This is a genomic window from Candidatus Nitrososphaera gargensis Ga9.2 (assembly GCF_000303155.1).
In the GTDB taxonomy this organism is placed as follows: Archaea; Thermoproteota; Nitrososphaeria; order Nitrososphaerales; family Nitrososphaeraceae; genus Nitrososphaera; species Nitrososphaera gargensis.
Window position 1 is genome coordinate 2,723,969 of sequence record NC_018719.1, and the last position, 19,267, is coordinate 2,743,235.

Annotated in this window: 22 protein-coding genes, 1 tRNA gene and 1 rRNA gene; 9 read left to right on the top strand and 15 right to left on the bottom strand. The window is 49.7% G+C overall.

The genetic code is table 11. From position 1 onward, the window contains the following. Window positions 1-5 precede the first annotated feature (5 nt). On the bottom strand, window positions 6-1,817 hold the full coding sequence (locus tag NGAR_RS16265; RefSeq protein ID WP_148681644.1) for a ribosome biogenesis/translation initiation ATPase RLI: 1,812 nt from the start codon (window positions 1,815-1,817) through the stop codon (window positions 6-8). A gap of 612 nt (window positions 1,818-2,429) precedes the next feature. Here NGAR_RS16265 and NGAR_RS16270 point away from each other — a divergent pair. The 3 genes from NGAR_RS16270 (at window position 2,430) to NGAR_RS16280 (ending at window position 3,832) form a co-directional block, all read left to right on the top strand. Further along, window positions 2,430-2,870, top strand: a complete 441-nt coding sequence (locus tag NGAR_RS16270; RefSeq protein WP_015020916.1) for a PKD domain-containing protein — start codon at window positions 2,430-2,432, stop codon at window positions 2,868-2,870. Beyond that, window positions 2,827-3,453, top strand: coding sequence for a hypothetical protein (locus NGAR_RS16275; protein ID WP_148681645.1), 627 nt, complete (start codon window positions 2,827-2,829; stop codon window positions 3,451-3,453). Before NGAR_RS16270 ends, NGAR_RS16275 begins: the two co-directional genes overlap by 44 nt. A gap of 112 nt (window positions 3,454-3,565) precedes the next feature. Further along, window positions 3,566-3,832 carry a hypothetical protein gene (locus NGAR_RS16280; RefSeq protein WP_015020918.1) on the top strand — a complete coding sequence of 89 codons (267 nt, stop codon included), beginning with the start codon at window positions 3,566-3,568 and terminating at the stop codon, window positions 3,830-3,832. 378 nt (window positions 3,833-4,210) lie between these two features. Here the strand turns inward: NGAR_RS16280 and NGAR_RS18075 are convergent, their stop codons facing one another. After that, window positions 4,211-4,357 carry a hypothetical protein gene (locus NGAR_RS18075; RefSeq protein WP_187147574.1) on the bottom strand — a complete coding sequence of 49 codons (147 nt, stop codon included), beginning with the start codon at window positions 4,355-4,357 and terminating at the stop codon, window positions 4,211-4,213. A 47-nt stretch (window positions 4,358-4,404) separates the two neighbouring features. Then, window positions 4,405-4,737: a hypothetical protein gene (locus NGAR_RS16285; RefSeq protein ID WP_015020919.1), complete on the bottom strand. Its 333-nt coding sequence runs from the start codon at window positions 4,735-4,737 to the stop codon at window positions 4,405-4,407. A 493-nt stretch (window positions 4,738-5,230) separates the two neighbouring features. Here NGAR_RS16285 and rrf point away from each other — a divergent pair. Beyond that, a 5S ribosomal RNA gene (gene rrf, locus NGAR_RS16290) occupies window positions 5,231-5,350 on the top strand. A 1-nt stretch (window position 5,351) separates the two neighbouring features. On the opposite strand, the gene NGAR_RS16295 is transcribed toward rrf, so the two are convergent. From NGAR_RS16295 to NGAR_RS16305, 3 genes are read right to left on the bottom strand one after another with little or no spacing between them, the layout of a single operon-like run. Beyond that, window positions 5,352-5,927: a hypothetical protein gene (locus tag NGAR_RS16295; RefSeq protein ID WP_015020920.1), complete on the bottom strand. Its 576-nt coding sequence runs from the start codon at window positions 5,925-5,927 to the stop codon at window positions 5,352-5,354. Between the two features lie 18 nt (window positions 5,928-5,945). Then, window positions 5,946-7,451: a leucyl aminopeptidase gene (locus NGAR_RS16300; protein ID WP_015020921.1), complete on the bottom strand. Its 1,506-nt coding sequence runs from the start codon at window positions 7,449-7,451 to the stop codon at window positions 5,946-5,948. Window positions 7,452-7,493: 42 nt separating this feature from the next. Continuing rightward, a complete protein-coding gene (locus tag NGAR_RS16305) occupies window positions 7,494-7,913 on the bottom strand; it encodes a hypothetical protein (RefSeq protein ID WP_015020922.1) in 420 nt (139 codons plus the stop codon). Window positions 7,914-8,042: 129 nt separating this feature from the next. Here NGAR_RS16305 and NGAR_RS18080 point away from each other — a divergent pair, with 129 nt between their 5' ends. Genes NGAR_RS18080 through fsa form a run of 3 tightly spaced genes read left to right on the top strand, consistent with a single transcriptional unit; the run spans window position 8,043 to window position 11,299 of the window. Next, on the top strand, window positions 8,043-9,671 hold the full coding sequence (locus tag NGAR_RS18080; RefSeq protein WP_187147575.1) for a ribulose-phosphate 3-epimerase: 1,629 nt from the start codon (window positions 8,043-8,045) through the stop codon (window positions 9,669-9,671). After that, window positions 9,658-10,629 carry a transketolase family protein gene (locus tag NGAR_RS16315; RefSeq protein ID WP_015020924.1) on the top strand — a complete coding sequence of 324 codons (972 nt, stop codon included), beginning with the start codon at window positions 9,658-9,660 and terminating at the stop codon, window positions 10,627-10,629. The genes NGAR_RS18080 and NGAR_RS16315 overlap by 14 nt, the downstream gene beginning before the upstream one ends. Window positions 10,630-10,633: 4 nt before the next feature. Further along, window positions 10,634-11,299 (top strand): fructose-6-phosphate aldolase, encoded by a 666-nt coding sequence (fsa, locus tag NGAR_RS16320; protein ID WP_148681646.1) that lies wholly within the window; start codon window positions 10,634-10,636, stop codon window positions 11,297-11,299. Here fsa and NGAR_RS16325 read toward each other — a convergent pair. The 5 genes from NGAR_RS16325 to NGAR_RS18085 form a co-directional block, all read right to left on the bottom strand. Then, entirely contained in the window at window positions 11,289-12,878 is a 1,590-nt protein-coding gene (locus NGAR_RS16325; RefSeq protein WP_015020926.1) for a VWA domain-containing protein, read from the bottom strand. The two genes, fsa and NGAR_RS16325, sit on opposite strands and share 11 nt — an antisense overlap. Continuing rightward, a complete protein-coding gene (locus tag NGAR_RS16330) occupies window positions 12,879-13,709 on the bottom strand; it encodes an AAA family ATPase (RefSeq protein WP_015020927.1) in 831 nt (276 codons plus the stop codon). Window positions 13,710-14,393: 684 nt separating this feature from the next. Further along, complete coding sequence (locus NGAR_RS16335; protein WP_015020929.1) at window positions 14,394-14,963, bottom strand: hypothetical protein; 570 nt, start codon at window positions 14,961-14,963, stop codon at window positions 14,394-14,396. A 126-nt stretch (window positions 14,964-15,089) separates the two neighbouring features. Beyond that, complete coding sequence (locus NGAR_RS16340; RefSeq protein WP_148681647.1) at window positions 15,090-15,650, bottom strand: hypothetical protein; 561 nt, start codon at window positions 15,648-15,650, stop codon at window positions 15,090-15,092. Between the two features lie 113 nt (window positions 15,651-15,763). Next, complete coding sequence (locus NGAR_RS18085) at window positions 15,764-15,910, bottom strand: hypothetical protein (protein WP_187147576.1); 147 nt, start codon at window positions 15,908-15,910, stop codon at window positions 15,764-15,766. 112 nt (window positions 15,911-16,022) lie between these two features. Between NGAR_RS18085 and NGAR_RS16345 the strand changes: the two genes are divergently transcribed. Together NGAR_RS16345 and NGAR_RS18090 are read left to right on the top strand one after the other, a co-directional pair. Next, complete coding sequence (locus NGAR_RS16345) at window positions 16,023-17,087, top strand: TerC family protein (RefSeq protein ID WP_015020931.1); 1,065 nt, start codon at window positions 16,023-16,025, stop codon at window positions 17,085-17,087. Window positions 17,088-17,339: 252 nt separating this feature from the next. After that, entirely contained in the window at window positions 17,340-17,501 is a 162-nt protein-coding gene (locus NGAR_RS18090; protein WP_015020932.1) for a hypothetical protein, read from the top strand. A gap of 130 nt (window positions 17,502-17,631) precedes the next feature. Here the strand turns inward: NGAR_RS18090 and NGAR_RS16350 are convergent. The 4 genes from NGAR_RS16350 to NGAR_RS16365 form a co-directional block, all read right to left on the bottom strand. Next, window positions 17,632-17,706, bottom strand: a tRNA-Gly gene (locus tag NGAR_RS16350). Between the two features lie 39 nt (window positions 17,707-17,745). Next, complete coding sequence (locus NGAR_RS16355) at window positions 17,746-18,282, bottom strand: RuvC family protein (RefSeq protein ID WP_148681648.1); 537 nt, start codon at window positions 18,280-18,282, stop codon at window positions 17,746-17,748. A gap of 162 nt (window positions 18,283-18,444) precedes the next feature. After that, entirely contained in the window at window positions 18,445-18,882 is a 438-nt protein-coding gene (locus tag NGAR_RS16360) for an ATP synthase subunit B family protein (protein WP_015020934.1), read from the bottom strand. 40 nt (window positions 18,883-18,922) lie between these two features. Next, window positions 18,923-19,261, bottom strand: coding sequence for a nascent polypeptide-associated complex protein (locus tag NGAR_RS16365; RefSeq protein WP_148681649.1), 339 nt, complete (start codon window positions 19,259-19,261; stop codon window positions 18,923-18,925). Between the last annotated feature and the right edge of the window lie 6 nt (window positions 19,262-19,267).

A 19,267-nucleotide genomic window follows, 5' to 3' on the forward strand; every position in this document is an offset into this window, starting at 1 on the left:
CGGCATTAGACATTCTTCACGTAGTAATAGTTGCCAGATTGTTTCTGCTCACGATCAAGCCTACCGCCTTCCTTGTTCACGCGCGGCCTGCCCGTCGTTTCGTCGCGCCTGTATGTTATTGAAAGCACCTGCAGGAAGCGGTTCATGCCCTCCTCCTTTCTCATGGGCGCAGTTGCAAAGCCCTCCAAGCCCGGCTTGCCCTCAAAGATCACCAGCGTGTCTGCCACCAGATCGATGAGCTGCATGTCGTGGTCGATTATTATTGCAGACTTGCCACGCGCCCTTACAAAGCGCTGGAGGAACTTGGCGATCGCTATCCTGTCCTCTGCGTCAAGGAATGCAGACGGCTCATCCAGCGCGTAAATGTCTGCTTCGCGCAAGAGCGACGCGGCCACCGCTACCTTTTGCAATTCGCCACCGCTCAGGTTCTTGACACTCTTTTCGTACAGCTTTTTGACGCCCATTGGGACGATTATCTGCTCTTCTACCGGCGAGCTCTCTATCGGGCTCTGGTAGGCGGTATACATCAGCGACCTCACGTCACCTTCGTAATCTTGGCTCAGGTACTGAGGCTTGTACGATATCTTGGCTCCGACATCTATTGCGCCTGAATCCGGCTTGTCTACTCCGGCCAGTATGCGCATGAACGTGGTCTTGCCCAGCGCGTTTGCGCCCACGATCCCGACTATCTCGCCCTTTCTCACTTTGCCTGCCGCAACTTTCAGGTTGAAAGATGGGAACGACTTTGCAAGGTCAGAGTAGCTGGCCGCCGGGATGTCCAGAATGACATCTTCGTTTATCGCGCTGACGTCGAACTTGAAGGCCTTGTCCCGGAAGCGCACATTTTCCGCCGGCAGGAACCCTTCAAGAAAGTTGTTGATGCCCACCTTTGTGCTCTGCATGCCTGAAACGATGCCATATGCGCCCGGCTCGCCATAGATGATGTGGACATAGTCAGACAAATAATCGAGCAGCGTCATGTCGTGCTCTACCACCATCACGCTCTTGCCGGCCTCGGCTAGCTCCCTCATTACTTTGGCAACTGCGAGCCTCTGGTAGACGTCGTTATAGGAGGACGGCTCGTCAAAGAAGTAATATTCGGCGTCCTTTGCGGCAGCGACAGCTACTGCGAGCCTCTGGAGCTCGCCCCCGCTCAGCTGGGCGACGTCGCGATCAAGTATATTCTGCAGGCCCAGCTGCTGTACTAGCTTGTCTGTCACCTTGCGCTCGTCGTATTTCTTTAGCAGCTCTTTTGGCGTCCCCTTGAACGCTTTTGGGATAAGGTAGACGAGCTGCGGCTTGATGCTTGCGCGCATTGTGCCGTTTGCAATCTTTTCAAAATGCGATTTCATTTCAGTGCCCTGGTAATACTTTAAAATTTCGTCCCACGAGACATCCTGATCATACTTGCCGAGGTTAGGCTTCATGGTGCCAGATAGGACGCTGACGATAGTGGACTTGCCTATGCCGTTTCTGCCGACCAGCCCCACCACCGCGCCTTTCTTTGGAGTTGGCAGACGGTAGAACCGGAAAGAATTGATGCCGTACTGGTGGACCTTGTCCGTGGAAAGCTCTTTGGCAAGGTTGACAATCACGATAGCGTCAAAGGGGCACTTCTTTATGCAGATGCCGCAGCCCGTGCACAGGTCCTCGGAAATGAGCGCCTTGTTGTCCTCTGGCCGCTGGACGATGCATGCGCCGCCGGTCTTGTTCACTGGACAGTAGATGATGCACTCCAGCCCGCATTTCTTTGGCTGGCAGAGCTCTTCATCAAGTACCGCTACTCTGTGCGTATTTTCTGCTTCATAATTGCCCAATTACGTGTAATTTTTGCAATAATGCGTTATATAGGTACTGCTTCAAACCCTGTAATGTTGCACAAGACTTCCTAGGCAGAAAGCGGGCTTAGACTAATTACCATAAGCTTGTATTTAGTCCCTTTTTCTGTGGGAGGCGGAACCACTATTACTTCCTGTTCTGTCTGTTCAACCCTAATCAGCCTAAACTTCAGCTGGAAACAAAGCGAATGAGCATGAGTCCCCCAATGAATAGGAATAATCCGCTGCATGAGGTTGCAATAACATGAAGCTTTCAGGTTTTGACTCATTTTATCCCACCCTGTTTAGATGTGCATTCGTAACTGACTTATCTTCGTCGTTGGCACTAACTGTTAAAGCAAACTCTTCTGACGCATCAGACACTTCTGCCGAACCATATACAGTTAGTTAGTTTCTTTATCTGTTTAAGATATTCTCATGTTTTGAAATAGCAGAAAAGAACAAAAATTCATTCATCCGCAATAAAATAGCCAATCTGAAAAAATTTCGAAATCGATAAAAATAATACTGAAAACCACTGAGCATGTTCCAAAGGGGGAGAACCCTGCCTTGGAGCAGTGCGCTTAGTCTATTAGTCTTTGCCTTTCTTTCTTGCGCTTTTTTAGGGGTAGTAGGAAGCAGCAAGGTTTTTCCCAAAACAATGCGGCTTTAGCTTCCACTGATGATAACCAAACAGCACAAGATGAGATAGAAGAGCAGCAAGATGAACAGCAGTCTTCTAACTCAATGTCATCATTTTCTTCTGACGCAGAAATACCTAGCACAGATAACAACACTAAAAGCAATGATGACAATGGCAGCGATAGCAGCAGTAGCGGTGCTGAAGAAAATCAACCACCAATTGCTAATGCAGGAGATGACCTGACAGTCAATGAAAGAGAGACAGTTACCTTAAGTGGTGTCGGTAGCACTGACCCAGATAATGATTCATTACGATTCTCATGGAAGCAAACAGTTGGAGAGCCAACTATCAGCCTAGATGGTAGTAATGCAGACACAGCTACGTTTCAAGCTCCAGCAGTGGATGGTTAGATGTTATCACTTAACATTTGAACTAACAGTACAAGATGAAAGTGGAGCAACAAGTACTGATACAGCAAGTGTGACAGTAAAAAATGTTGATAATGGTGGAGATAATAGTGGCGAGGATGGCGTCAATACTAATTCTGCCTCTGGACTTAACACACGTCTATCGGCTGGTGAAGGCGTTGAAGAAGGAGCAGAAGAGCAAGATCTATGCAAAAGGATTCCTCAACCGCCTGCATGCCGCCTTACAAACAATTTCATTCTGCCTGAGACACGAATCACTTCTGTAAAGGATAGAAACGGAACCCATCTGCCAGTTGATGGTAGCTCTACACCTTCTACTATCTCGGACTCAATAACTTTCACATTTGAAGGAGAGCAGCTAGACGAGGATAAGTCTGGACAGGTGTCATTCAAGTGCAGACTAGATAGAGGAGCCGTGTTTGAACCTTGCACAAGTCCAATTACATACAGTGGCCTGGCAACTGACCACTACAAAGGGACCTTTGTTCCCCATACATTTGAAGTAGTAGCAATAGACAATTCCGTCAAGAAGGGAACGATAGACAAATTTGGTAATCCAATTTAATCCGTACTGGACTCTTCACCAGCAAAGTTTGAGTGGTCGATACAAGGAACCAAGGAATCACCGCCAGCCCCGCCACCTCTGATCCTACCAAGTTCGTATATATGTAAAGAGCATGACTCTAGAGCAAACAGTTCCGCTCATAAGTGAAGGGCTTGAACCTTTCAATGACTTCACCCTAGAAATAGACCTAGAGATATATGCAGACGCTTGGAGTAATGTATACGACTGGCATGAAGGTGTCGATATCCGTGAGGATATAGAACTTGGCGAGACTGTGAGCATACCGTGGCAGAAGAGGCTGCCCATTGCAAAAGGCATCCCTGATTTAGGCATCTTATTTGACGGTGAGGAAATCGATACTTTTGGGAACGATGAATAGAGCCTGAGGAACATATCCATACCGCAAAGAACGGCTATGGTGTAGGAGATCACTGGGCATCACTGAAAATAGAGAACCACGATAATGTTCTGCTTAAAGTGCACTACTCTATCTCGTGTCAAGCATACTTTGCATAGTGGCAGTAACTTGTGATGAAAGCATGCAGAGATGCATAACTCAAAGGCCTCTTTATTTCCAATTTGGCTTTCTAATCGAATACTAATAATATTTTCCAGTATCTAAAGCTCTTCTTCGGCTAAATCTGAACCTTTGCTTGCTTGTGCATCTGCTGCATTAGCTTTGAGGCAATGTTCGTACTTCCTATATTGCGGTTTAACATCTACATGATATTATATAGCTACGCTCTTGCCTAGTTAGTCAGTCAAAGTATTTCTTCATAAAGTCGGCCATCCTTAACTTGCCGGCCACTTCTGCCTCATAGATATCCCTGTGCTTGTCCGAGAAATGCTTGAGCGTGAGCCTCACCTCGTCCCCGCAGACCTTGCATCTGACTTTGATAAACATATTCCTTCTTTTTTGCCTATCCCACCGTTAGGCGCTCGGGTAAAAAACTATAGCGGCCCGGGCGCCGTCGGCAACAACAGTCCCACGATCGTCGCCGCTATCCATACAATTACGGCTATCACGAATGCCTTGAGCCACCCGATGTCGTAGAGTCCCCTCAGGGCTATCAGCCATACAAAGCCGCCAACTATTGCGGCAATCCAGCCGGTGCCAAATATGAAATACATTATCGAATATACAATAGTGCCGATAATGGCGGTGACAAACGCTCTGCCTATGCCTTCCTTTTGTCCGAGCAGTTTTGCCGCGATGTAAATGATGACCGTCGATATGAGAAGCCCTACTACAAATACGATGGCAGACCAGAGCTCGTTAGCCAATACATCTATAGACGCAGCGCCTCTTGCTTTAAAGGCGACTGGAGAACCGCTCTAGTGGTATAGAGGAATTAATTTCTGCTATTACTGGAAACACGCACGCCTACAAGTACACACTCGTTACTTGCTAAATATGTACGAGAATAGTTCGGCAAGTGCCCCAGATGCTCCCGCCGTTCCACCAAATCTCTGCATTGCCTTTCTTTTTTGCAGATATCTTCTTGTAGCAGTCCTCACAGGTATGAAATTCAGTACCTATCTCTTTGCCACAGATTAGACGGCAACTTTCTCATTTATATTTACTGTATCAGCTTTTTAAATTATTGTTAGGGGACAATCCCAAACTGCATAATCTGGCAACACCAAGACAGCATTATCATGTACATGGCAGGTTTCCACTGGAACTAAATTGCACCGTTTTTTCTACACACATACATACTCCAATGGAAACGCGGTGCATAGCAAGGTTAAATTAGCCCTTTGGCAAATGTTTGGGTAAGCCGGTCATAGCGGCAGGGTGCGACCCGGTCCCATTCCGAACCCGGAAGTCAAACCTGCCGTCGCTGCTGTGTTACTGATCTGCGTGAGCGGTCGGGAAGCAGCAGTGCTGGCATCTTTTACTTATCAATATACTCGCCCAAGTGTATCGTCTTTACCAGCCGCCTGATGTTATGCGCTATCCTATCTATTGTCGCAAACGCCGACGCAAGGCCGACTGGCTCCCACGCCCTGGTCTCAATGATGCAGCAATAGTTTGCAGCCTTGACCGTTATCATCTTCACTTCCTCCTTCATGATGTTGCACGCAAACTCCTCCGACAGCGCTGTGTCCTTGGCCAACATGTTTGCTATCACGCCCCCGCTCCACCCCATGCTGGTAACCTTGCCGTTATGCAGCTGGAAGTAGGGTGCAGCATCGAGCAGCTTATGGGCGTTGTCGTCGGTGTCGACGATAAAGTCGTTTTCTACAAGACAGTAGACGTTGTAAAACGGCCCCATGCGCACCACGTCCTCTATGCCGATAAAGTCGACGCTGCCGCTTGCCATTCTAAGGAAGCCGTCCCTGTTCGAAAGCCAGCGCTCAAAGTACGGCCGCTTCATCGGGTGGACGTCCAGCTCCATGCTGCCTACCCTGCAGCTAAAGCCCTGCTCTTCAAGGGCATCAATGAGGGCGCTCAGCTGGAACACAGGCATGCTGCATCGATCATCTCCTCATGCTGGCTGCTGCTTTTCGTCCTCCATCAAGAGCTTTACAAGCGTCCTCACGCCAAAGCCTGTCGCGCCGCGCGGGTTGTAGCTCTTCTCGTATGTCCCGTCCTGCGTCCAAGCGGTCCCGGCGATGTCGATATGCACCCACGGTACGCCGTTGACGAAATTGGAGAGGAACGCGGCGGCCGTTATCGCGCCACCCGGCCTGCCCCCGACGTTCTTGATGTCCGCGTAGGTGCTCTTGATCTGCTCGTGGAACTCATCGTAGAGCGGAAGCTCCCACATCCTCTCACCAGTCTTGTCTGCAAGCTTGCGCAGCCTGTCGGTCAGCTGCTTGTTGGTGCCGACGATCGCTGCAACGTTGGCGCCAAGCGCGATTACGGCAGCGCCGGTGAGCGTCGCAACGTCAAACACTGCCTTGGGATTGTAAGTTGCTATGCCATAGGCGAGGGCATCGGCAAGTATCATGCGCCCCTCGGCGTCAGTGTTGAGTACTTCGACGGTCTTGCCGTTGTACATCCTGATGATGTCGCCAGGCCGGTACGAAGTGGAAGAAGGCATGTTTTCAACTGACGGCACGATGCCCACCACGTTGACAGCGAGCTTCATTGACGCAACTGCGCGCATCACTGCAAGGACTGTGCAGCCGCCGCACTTGTCAAACTTCATTTCATCCATCTTTTCGCCGGGTTTTATCGAAATGCCGCCGGTGTCAAATGTGACTGCCTTTCCCACGAGCAAGTACGGCTTTTGCTGCGGGTCGCTGCTGCCATTGTATTCTAGAATTATCAATTTTGGTGGGCTGTTGCTCCCCTTGCCGACTGCCACAATGCCCCCCATTCCCATGTTCTCTAACTCATAGCGGTCGATGACCTTGGCTTTCATGCCGTGCTCCTGTGCAAGCGAGAGGGCGATGCTTGCCAGCTGGGCCGGCGGGCAGTCGTTTGGCGGCAGGTTGCCAATGTCGCGGGCAAAGTTGACAGCCTCTATGATAAGGCTCGCCTTGTCGGCTATTGACTGGAACTTGGGAGAATCTGAATTGATCAGTATCGTGACTTCCTCGATCTTTGTCGCCGGCTCTTTTGCCTCTTTGTATTTGTCAAAGGAATAGAGTGCAAGTGTCACCCCCTCTGTCATGGCTTCAATGAGCCCTTCGTCAAGGTTTGAAAACTGCAGGATCGAGAACTCTTTAACGCCCAGCTCCTTTGCCTTCTGGGCTGCCTTGCCTGCGCATATGCGGGCGCTCTCGTCTGTGAACTTGTCCTTTTTGCCAAGGCCAAGCAGCATTATCTTTTTCATCGGCCCCCTGCCCAGAGTGTAGACTAGAATCGACGAGCCAAAAGTACCGCGAAATTCCTTGTTCTCCAGAGTCTCCTTTATTGAAGCAAAGACAGTGGGGTCAAGCTCCTTTGACTGCATAAAGTCCTGCTCGCCTTCAAATACACCCATCACCAGAAGCGAAGTCTGCTTCTGATCTATCTTGGCTTTTTCGACTTTGACCTGCACCATATATGATATGACATAAGACAGAACGAGCAACTTTATTTTAAACTATTCAAACCTGAACTTGGCGCCGTGGCGGAGCATCGTGGCCAGCCTTTTGAATACGTTGGTCGGCGTGTAGCATGACATTGAAGTGCCGTCGTATTCGCATGCTGCGGCAGCAATGTCGTCATCGCTTGCCTTGCCGCCCCTGAACAAGCCGACAATAATTTCGCGGACAACTGGCAGCAGCCCTGATCGCGCGCCGTACGCCCCATCCTTGTTGACGAGCCAGAACATTTTTGTCGCGTCGTAGCCGGGCGGAAAGATCATCTCCTTTGCTTCCTTTGCCTCCTGCGAATAATAGTGCCCGGCGACCCTTATCCAGCCCCGCGAAAGCATGCTTGCCGCCTTTGCAAACTTGGTACAAGAATAGCACTTGTCGTCGTAAATAAGAAGTGGCCGCTGGAACGTTGACGATAGCGACACGTATGTAACATTGCCTTGCCGATCTTTTAAAGCTTGAGCGGAGAAATTACAGAGCTATCTTTTTATTTTCCTCCAAAGAGCTTTTTCCTATCTTGCAATTTATGCGGGATGAGATACATGGGCTTTAACATGCGTTATCTTGACCTCAAGAGAAGGATCAGAGACGTGCGCATGTGGGCAATACAGGGCATCGCAGAGGCCGGCTCGGGCCACCCCGGAGCATCGTTCTCTGCCGCAGAGATAATGGGCACTCTGTATTTCCGGAAGATGAGGCACGACCCTTCAAACCCAAGCTGGGAAGAGCGCGACTATTTCATAAATTCAAAAGCGCATTCAGCACCTGGGTTTTATTCAACACTTGCAGTAGCCGGGTACTTTGCGCCTGAAGAAGTAAAGACGCTTCGCAAGCTGGGCTCCCGTCTGCAGGGCCACCCTGTCAGGTACTCGGATCACCAAAAGCACCACAGCGTGCCGGGCGTCGAATACTCAGGAGGCTCAGAAGGCATCGGGCTTTCAGTCGGGATCGGCATCGCGCTTGCAAACAAGCTGGACGGCAAGAAGAACAAGGTGTTTGTGCTCATAGGCGATGGCGAGTCAAACGAGGGACAGATATGGGAGGCCTCGATGGCCGCCGGCAAATTCAAACTCGACAACCTGGTTGCAATACTTGACCGCAATCGCATCCAGCAGGACGGCTTTACCGAGGACATCATGCCCCTTGACCCTACAAAGGACAAGTGGGCTGCATTTAACTGGCAGGTCTTTGAAGTCGACGGTCACAAGGTCGAGCAGCTAGTCGACGCGCTGAACAAGGCGGCCAGGGTGCATGACAAGCCAGTCATGATAATCGCCAACACCATCAAGGGTAATGGCATACGCCACATGGCAAACAACCCCCAGTGGCATGGCAAAGCGCCGCCCAAGAGGCACACAGAAGTGCTGCTAGAAGAGCTTGACAGCGAGTGCCTTATCGCGCCCTCTATAATCGCCGGCGAGCGGGAGAACTATGAAGACAAGATAAGGAAGGTCGAGCGAGAGGGGGTGGACATGATCCACCTTGACGTGATGGATGGCCGGTTTGTTCCAAACACCACGTTCTTTGCCGACACTATCAAAAAATTAAGAACTTCTACAAGCCTGCCATTTGACGCTCATCTGATGATCGAGCGGCCATTGGAACAGATACAGGAATACATCGACGCTAGGTGCGACATTATCACGGTGCACGCCGAAGCCTGCACTGAAAACGAATTCAGGGAAATTCAGGAGCGGCTTATCGACGCCGGCATTAGCCCCGGCATCGCAATCAACCCCGGAACCGCCGTGCCAAAGTGGCTTTACGGCTGTCTGCATGATCTTGATGTCATTATCGTGATGTCGGTCAACCCCGGATTTGCTGGCCAGAAATTCATACCAGAGGTGCTGCCCAAGATGGTTGCGGTCAACAAGGAGCTCAGAGAGCACGGCTTTAGAGGCTACATCGAGGCCGACGGAGGCATCGATGCTACGACACTCCAGTATGCATACGATGCCGGTGCCCGGATCTTTGTGGCCGGTGCAGCGGTTTATGGTGGAGGGGATATACACAGCGCCGTCATACAGCTAAGGCACAAAGCGGCTGTGGCCCTTGAGAAAAGGCTTCTCAATCATGCGACTCAGCTCAACATAAGGCCCGACTGGATGAAAGCCCGTAAACATATATTGATTCCGTACGCCAATGAGCTTGGGATAGAGGAAGAGCTTCATGCTATTAAGTAGCGAGAAAAAGACCGCGGACATGAGGGGTGCCTATGGCGACACCCTAGTAGAGCTTGGAAGGGACGACCCCCGCATAGTCTGCGTCGGCGGCGACACGACCGATTCTCTTAAGACAAAAAAGTTTGGCGACAAGTATCCTGAGCGGATGTTCAACGTTGGGATCGCAGAGGCCAACCTTGTCTCGGTGGCGGCCGGCCTCTCGATAGCCGGCAAGATCGCGTTTGCCAGCACGTACGCCGCTTTCATCCCCGGCAGGTGCGTAGACCAGATCCGAAACACGATATGCTATCCAAGGCTTAACGTCAAGCTGGTCGTTTCTCACGGCGGCCTCACCGTCGGGCCTGATGGCGCTTCCCACCAGCAGATAGAGGATATTGCAAGTATGAGGGTGATCCCGAACATGAGGGTGATCGTGCCGGCAGATGCAATCGCAGTCAAGCATCTGGTAAAGATAATAGCGCATACCCCCGGCCCGTTCTACATGCGACTTGCAAGGCCCTCAAGCGAAGTGATATACGCCGACAATGCCGGGTCATTTGAGATCGGTAAGGGCAATGTCCTTGAGGACGGCTCTGACGCGACCATAATTGCGTGCGGCCTGATGGTTGGAAGGTCGCTTGAAGCGGCAAAGGAGCTCAAAAGAAAGGGCGTTTCCTGCAGAGTAGTTGACATGTTCTCGATAAAGCCGATTGACAGCGAGCTTGTGGCAAAGTGCGCCAAGGAGACCGGCGCGATCGCCACTGTAGAGGAACACAATATCGTCGGCGGCCTTGGAGGGGCCGTGTCTGAAGTAGTTGCCGAAACCTACCCCGTGCCGGTCAAGCGCGTGGGCGTGCGCGATACGTTTGGTGAGTCTGCCCGCGATGAAGAGATAGACATGCTGCTGGAACAGTACGGGCTGACCGCAACAGAAATAGCAAAGGCAGTACTTGAAGCAAGGAGTAGGAGTAGGAAATAATAAAATGAAGATCTTCCTCGACACTGCAAACATTGAATCGATCAAGAAATACAACGACATGGGCCTAGTAGACGGCATCACGACCAACCCCACTCTGTTGTCAAAGGAGAAGGGCAACCCTGCTGAAATCATGCGGCAGGTAGTGAAAATAGTCAAGGGACCGGTGAGCCTCGAGGTAGTCGGCACCACCACGGCTGAAATGATCGAAGAGGCCCATAGGCTTAAAAAGTACGGGCAGAATGTCGTGGTCAAGATCCCCATGATCCCTGACGGCCTGAAGGCTGTGAAAAAGTTGAAAGAAGAAGGCATCGAGACAAACGTTACCCTGATATTTTCTGCAAACCAGGCGATCCTGGCTGCAAAGGCCGGCGCAGCATATGTCAGCCCGTTCATCGGGAGGCTGGATGATGCGGGTCAGGAAGGCATGGCAATCATCAGGGAGATCGTGCAGATATTCAAGAACTACCAGTTTGACACAAACGTGCTTGTCGCAAGCGTCAGGCACCCGCTGCATGTGATTGAAGCAGGCAAGATCGGGGCCCAGGTGGTCACCCTACCGCCAGACATACTGGGCAAGATGCTTGCGCACCCGCTGACTGACAAGGGGCTTTCTGCATTCCTGAGCGATTGGGAAAAGGTCAAGAGGGAAAACCCGAACCTTACGATCTGAGAAGCTTGATCACTCTTTTAGGGATGTCCTGCAGTCTGCTGACGGATACCGCCTTTTCGTAGTTGAGGTACTTTAGGTTTTGGCCGATGCCTACAGAGTCATTGATGTTCCGGCCCACCCCTATCGCCACCATCCGAATGCCCATCTTCCTGTATGATAGCACCATCGTCCTCACTGCATCAAAGTCTGAAGGTTCTCCGTCTGTCAGCGTGACAAAGATGTCAGGCTTGAACGATTTTAAGACAGGCTCCAGCAGGCCGTAGACTTCTGCCAAGGGTGTGCCGCCGCTTGCCCTTATTTGCGCTAGACGCCGGGCGCTTACCACAGACCACTTGATATTTGGCGGCTTGATGACCCAGCATTTCACCTGACGCTTGTCAGTGCTGAACGCATAGACTGCAAACTTGATCCCAAGGTAATGCAGCGCTTCGCAGAGCGCGGTAGTCGCCTGCTTGTATTCCAGCTCGACGTCTGCGATGCTGCTAGAGTGATCGAGCAGGATCGCGACCTTGGTCTTGATCGACAATTTGAAATCACTGATGAAGGTCTTGGGCAGCGCCTCGACATAGCTCTCCGTGTCAAACTCGTCGCCGGTCTCATCGTGCCGCTCAACCCACCCAGTCTTCCACTCCCTAAAGGCTGCCTTGACCTTTTGTATCAGGTCGATATCATAGATCTGGGTCTCGTCAACGTCCATCTTGTCTGGCACGCTCAGCCCAAAATCTTCCAAGGATTCGTAGCCCTTGTTCTCTGTCTTTTTGCTTTCCTTGACAAGGGTCTCAAACTCGTGCAGGACATCGTGGCCTTCGTAGATCTCTTTGGTCTTTTCCTCCACGTTTTCTTTTTTGTGCCGCATCTTCACCACCTTTTCTACCTGCTTGAGCAGGTCTGTCTGGTTGAGCGACGCGCCGACACGGGTCCTTGGAGCCAGAACGGGGATTGAAACAAGCGGATCGAGCTCAAGCATCTTGATCAACTTTGGAATGTGTTGCTCTACCCATTCGGTGCCATAGTTGTTATCTATTGCTTCCTTTACGATCTCGTTTGCATAGTCAGTTGCTCTTTTCACCTTGTCAAACTCGCCTCCGAAAAGCTCACCCTTTATGTAGCCGGTCAGGAAGTATTGTGAAAACGCCTCCGCTATCTTGTACCGGCCATAGATCGAGTTGAGCAGCTGGCGAGACATCCAGGAAATGCCTTCATTGAAGAACAGCTCGCCGGCCATCCCCTCCCATTCCCGCAGGCCCAAGATTTCTATCCTCTTTGTCTCAAGCGTGTTGAGCAGAAAGCCAAAGGCATGCTCGTAGCTCAGCACCTTTGTAGAATGCTTCATTCTCATTGACTCGTACCAGAGGGCGACGCGCCACTGTCGGTACTTCTGAAAGTCGGTGCCCGGGTAATAGTTGAGCAGCGGAAGCGTTATCTGGTTCTTGTCCGGCTTGGCCATTGGGACCTTGTCCGGCATCAAGATAATGACTACCCTGTCGTTGCCGGACCACCTTCGGGATAGAAAAGTTGCGATGTCAAGCAGGACATCGTTTCGCATTGCAGAGCTGGCAATCTTGGTGGCTGCTGCCATTTACCTATCGCCAAAGATCGAAGTTATCATATCCATCACTTTCTGGTACTCTACCTGCCCCCACTGATCGTACGCGTTTGCATAGACTACTTCGGCTGCGCTGCGGCCTGAAAGACCGGCATTGAGCATCTTGGCAAACGCTATCGTTTCACGCAGCGATGGGCTGTAGTACAGCTCTTCAACTGCCGCTGCTTCGCGCAGGTTCTTGGCCAGCTGGATTGCGTGCTTGACGTCCTTGACCTTTGATTCGTCTATTGTCACGTGCCGCCGCACTATCTCAAGCTCGACCTCCTCCGGTGGATATTCAAGCCTCATCCTGACTGGGAACCTGCTCAACAGCTGCGGTGGCAGTTCTTTTGTGCCTACATGCGACAACGGGTTGATGGTGGCTATCACGAACCAGTCGTCGGTTGCCTTTATGACCTGTCCTTCAGCTTCTTTGAGCACGAGCTGGCGCCTGTCGTCGAGCGCTTCGTCGAGCCGGAGAAGCACATCTGCTTCTGCAGCATTGAGCTCGTCAAGGTACAATATGGTGCCACTGCGCATCGACTTTACCAGCACGCCTTCGACAAAGCTTATCTCTCCCTTGTCTAGGGTCCTAGATCCTACTAGGTGTGACTCCCTTGTGCGGAGCGAAAAATTGACGGAATCGAGGTCTTTTTTCATTCTAGATGCAAACTTTCTCACAAGAGTAGTCTTGCCTGTGCCCTTGGGGCCGATTATCAGGACAAAGAGGCCTGATTTGTGGGCCTTTTCAAGTATTTCAAGGGCATTGTTCCAGTCAAGATAGATTATTTCTTCGGGGCTGATTTTTGCTGTCGGCGATTCCATCTGCTTTTATAGCAAGCTTAACAGTATTTGAGCGTTAGCTGCTAGCAAACTTGTAAAAGGTGAGCCGGCCTGCATGCCAGCCTTGTCACTAGGACAACTGTTTTTTCTGTTGTGCGCAGACAGAGGAAAAACGATAAGGACAGTATGATAAATATGCAATATCCTGTAGTCTTCTTTTTAGCTATCTTGTACTGCTTTTCAGATACTTAATTCAGATTTACAATTCTAATTTGTCATTTAGATGATTATGCCTGTCCATTTAACTACCTAAGATTCGTACAGACGCAGAACTAAAGTGAAAATGTTGGAAAAGATACTTCAAAAAATGACCAAAGGATACAACGGAGAGAACAAGGACATAACCTTTCAACACCATGAATCAAGCGCCTACATCTGCCAAAATTGCGGTCACCACGAGTCTTATCATGTAGATGAGGAGGGCATATGCAGCTGCAGACAATGCTGCCAGATGGGCGGAGAACCTATCGTTTGCGAAAAATTTGTGCCACAGTAAAAAATGCAATAGCAATGGCGTTCTCCCTATTGCCGCGCTATGCTGAGTCCCAGACTATTCAAAATGGGTGGCTGGCTGTGCGCCTTCATGTTCCTGAAGTAACCTATAGAAATGATGGGCAGGATTCAAGCCCGTCAAGCTGGTGCGAAGCCTTTTAGAGCTTCCAGCTTTTAGAATTCAAAGTCTCCGCCAAAGTCGCCCCCGCCGCCAGCATCAAAGCCAGCAGAGTCTGCACTTCCGCTGTCTGCTCCGGCATCAGCCGCGCCTTGCGCATCTGCATTTGCAGCATCTCCAGCCATCGCCGCTTCTGCAGGGTTCATTGTCATTCCCATAAACGACATCATTGAGGCAAAAATCATTGCACTTATTATTCCTGAGAATAGCATCATAGGCAACCATGCCCTATTGTCATCCATGAACGACTCCATGCCTCTCCTGTCCCCGTTCCTGTACATGCCCTTGAGCTCTGCAGCTTTCTCTTCCAGTTCCTGCTTCTTTGAAGAAAGGAGCCTTCTTCCAGTGTCGGTTATACGCGCCTGGACCTTTTTACCAAAAAGACCTTTCTTTTGCTCTGCAACAACCAGCCTCTGGACTGCAAGGTCGTTCAGGATCATTTCAACCTCTACCTTATCGATCTTTGTCACTTTTGCAATCTTGCCAGCATCTTCAATGTCCCTCGAAATCGCGTCAAGCACCATAAAATGCCGGGGGCTTTCAGTTACTTTGATGTTTTCACTCATAAAATTAGGGCAGCTAGTATCTTATTTAAGAAAGAAGTCCACTTTGTCTTGCATTGTACTACCTCTTGCAGGGCTAGCAATGCCGGCAACAATAGTTTTTCATGATATAGCAGCACGGCGCCGTCATCATTTTGCAAAAACAAATGATATGGTATCGCCCACTATGCTGATGTCTGCCTTTTTGCCAAGGATATCTTGTGAAAGTTCAGAGATGAGGGTCTTCACATAAAGCGACCACTTTGCTCCAAGGCTGTGCTGGATCTTGAAGTGATATCTTCCGCTACGCACTTCGAGGTTTTGCTGCATCCACGACACTGTTAGCCATGCACGCATAACCTCTACAAAGTCCTCTACGCTGTTACTGTTCTTCATAAATGCAAGTATATTTCTGAACTTTTGTTTTTCTAGCTTTTGAGCAAGGTTTACTATCTGCTGGTCAGTGAGCTGGCTTAAGACTTCGCTCAAAAAGGCTTCTGTCATAGGGAGAAGCCCTACTTTTCGCTCGTACCTTTCCCACTGTACATGGTTTGAGAATATCTTTGCGGCATAACTGTTAAGGCTGACGCCTTCTAGCTCAGCGTCCATCCTGAGCTCATCAATAAGGGATGATGGGAGTCTAAAGGTAACAGTTTCAGTCTTGGCCTTCCTGCCAATGTCAGAATCATCATTATTATTATCTCTCGGCACAATAGATCAGGTTCCGTTACCTTTTGATTGGATTAAAAGCTTCTCTTTGGGCTGACTTGCAGCTCAAGACCGCATTATTAGGTGGAGGCCGAGCAAGCAGCAGATGACAGCTCTCACCATTTCCTTGAGTCGCCTTCAAGCAGCCCAGAGCCGTGGTGAATCCTGTCAATGTGCTTTGAAAGCTCTTCGTTGTCTTTGAACTTGGATGCACAGTAGGGACATGATGCGCCGCGGCTGTTATTATTACTATTGTTGACCATATCTACTAACGTATAATATTGTTCTGAGTATTTAGCAAAAGCGTTTACCTTGCAAGACAAAGTATACATCCTAGTCAAATACTTGCTTGAGCAGGCTGCCTTGTAATCAGAATTGGAATTCGGCATTATATCGGAAGGCTACATTCTCTGGATAGTCTTTGGGCTGTTTGTCGGCATTGCTATGGCAATAGACCTCGGCGCTATAGGTGCATTGAGAAAGATGCTGCGCGCCAAGGCAAGTTCTCAGCCCGCAAGCGATAACAACCAGAGTGGCAAAGACAAGAAAAAGAGCACATTCAAACAAGCACTGGCATGGACTATTGTATGGATATCGCTTGCCATAATTTTTGCAGTGATTATTTATTCGACGTCAGGATATGGCAGCTTTCTTGAATTTGTAACTGGATACACGCTTGAAAAGTCCCTCAGCGTTGACAACATGTTTGTGTTTATCATCATTTTCTCTTCCCTTGGAATCCCCCACCAATTCCAGCACAAGGTACTTTCTGTTGGGATCATTAGCGCAATAGCCATGAGGATTCCCCTGATAATTGCTGGGGCAGCACTCCTTGAAAGCTTTCACTGGATGATGTATGTCTTTGGTGCGTTTCTGTTTGTTACGGCGATACGGATGGCGCTCCAGAGAAAAGAAAGGGAAAAGATCGACATCGAAAAGAACATTGCAGTAAGGCTGTTGAGGAGGTTCGTTCCGCTGACGCCCCAGCTGCATGAAAATAAATTTCTGATCCGGCTGGCAAACGGTGCTCTCTATGCCACCCCGATGCTCGTAGCTCTTGTAATAGTAGAAATGACTGATCTTGTATTTGCCATAGACTCGATACCTGCAGTTCTGGCTATTACTACCGATCCGTTCATAGTGATCACATCGAACATCTTTGCGATACTTGGGCTCCGCAGCCTCTATTTCCTGCTCGCCGGGATGATGGAAAAGTTCTACTACCTGAAGCCGGCCCTTGTCGCTTTGCTTATCTTCATAGGGGCAAAGATGCTGATGTCCGACTTGTACAAGATACCGATCGAGGTTTCATTGGGCGTAATTTTTGCAATACTTGGAATCGCATTAGGGCTGTCAGCTATAAAGACAAAAACAGAGAATGAGAGGCATGCAACAACTCTTCGCAAGGATTCTGATCATAGAGAGTCGAGCAAAAGATGATCTCCACATTGGTATTTGGAGCCGGCTACTTCCAAGGGCTCATAAAGCTGGTTGCAAGTTTCGATTTAAGAAAAGCTGGCATATAGAAACACTTGATAATGATGCAAGAGCGCGATGATTCCACCAACAAAGATCAGCAAAAGAGTTTTTTGTTCACTCTGCTACTTTTCTCCCATTGAAGAGCTGGCGTTACATGATTCCATTCCAGTCAATGACATCGAAGGTGATAAAGCAGGCAAAGCAAAGTGAGGGATGATCAATTATGCCGTCAAGGCCGATTTTCCAAAGAAGCACTTTTGGACGCTTTTCATCTGGAAAGATCGGGATTCGATGAGACGCTTTGTTATGGCAAAGCCGCATGCAACTGCAATGAAAAAGTTTGAAGAGTGGCAGGCGACGGTTCTGCTTTTGTAGAATGGACAAGCCCAAGTAATTCAATAGACTGGGCAGAAGCTATAAAAAGGCTTGAGAAGCCCAGCTTTTACTACAAAAAGAAGCAAACCTTTGGATAGACTTACTCTATATCAGTCGCGATTTACTTGAGTGCGAAGTGCGGGATTTGAACCCGCGATCCCGAGCTTGGGAAGCTCGTACCTTAACCAGGCTGGGCTAACTTCGCACAACTAAAAATCGCAAGAGATGAAGATAAAAGCCTTTGTTATTTCAGAATAAAGCTCTTGCCTGACCTGAACGCGATTGTTCGTGCCGACGACCTGTCCCGAGCTCCTCGCTTGTTCGCATCGGCATTTTGTGATGTGCCGTGCTCGTCCACAATCTCGATGTTTACGTGGTCGCGGAATTTCATTTTCAGCATGCGGGCTATGTTCCTTGCCATCGTGATGTTGCCATCGCCTATTTTTACGACCTTCTTGTGCGATTCTATGCCGCCAAGCATCGCTGACACCTGATCGATTGCGTCCTGCGGCGAGGACTCGACTGTGCTTGCAATTTCTTGGTGGAGATACATTGCAGATATCCCTATCCTGCTTCCTGGGTCTATGCCTATGACAAGCTGGTCGTCTGCTGCCTGGTCGCCGATGATGCTCCGCAGGATCTTTGCTTTTGCTATTGCAGGATATTTTTCAAGCTCGGTGTCAAGCATCATCACTACGCCCTTCCTATTGACGATGCCAGCCTCGTCTCTAGTCGTAATGATGACCTTGGCTTTTGACACAGCGGCTTCTTCTGGCGACAACGAGTCGAATTGCAGCTCCATCAGCTTTAATGCGCAAATGATATTATAGTATGACCGGCCGTGGACGGTTGCTACTGCAATATTGCGGTGTAAAAGCTCCTCTGTCAGGGGCGTTTCTTCAACAATAAAGTGTGGACAAAAATCGCTTTTAAAGCTTGTGGATTAGGCTGCAGGCTTGCCGTCTGAGGTAAGCTTCTTTGCCTTGGCCGGTTGCGCCGCCTTTACCGGCGTTGTGTCGCCAAGGACCGTCCTGACGATGCTGTCGACCGCCTCGTCAAACGAGGAATTGATGTTCTTTTTCAGGTTGGCAACATTTGCCCTTCCCATTTCTCCTATCTTTTCCGACTCGGCCTCGGCCTCTGCTCTGGCGCTGTCTACTATTTGCTTGGCCTCTTCATTTGCCATGGCAATTACCTGCTGCTTTAGCTTCTCCACCTCTTCGTTAGAGTGGGCCATTATGCGCTTCTTCATCTCTTCAACGCGGCTATACAGCCCGTCAATGTCGCCTTCAAGCTCCGATAAAGCACTTACAATAGCTTCAACTGCAGAGTGCGAGGTTGGTGGAGGAACTTGAGCGTGTGCGGTTTTTTCCTTTGCCAAGCCATTGAAATGAAAAGTAGAGGGATATTAAAACTAAGTGCTACGTTGTAAGGCTGAGAATGGCTTGGGCCATGTCGCCCTTGCTCTCCGTCAGGGCCTGTATCGCCTTTTCTCTTGATACGCTGGCCTGCTGCATGACAAGGATGACATCCTCTTCTTTGAACGACGGGACCTCCCGCTGCTTTTCTTCAATATCGCTTGCAACGACCTGGAAGATAGTGCTGTCCTTGCCCTTCATTTCAATAACCTGCGGCTTGATCAGGTAGAGCTCCTTCTTGTCGGTTTTGATTATCACTTCCTCGACGTTGTCCAGCGTCGACATGTCCAGACCCATCTTGTCCAGCATGCGCCTCATTTCGCGGTTGCCGCCACGCATCATATGCAA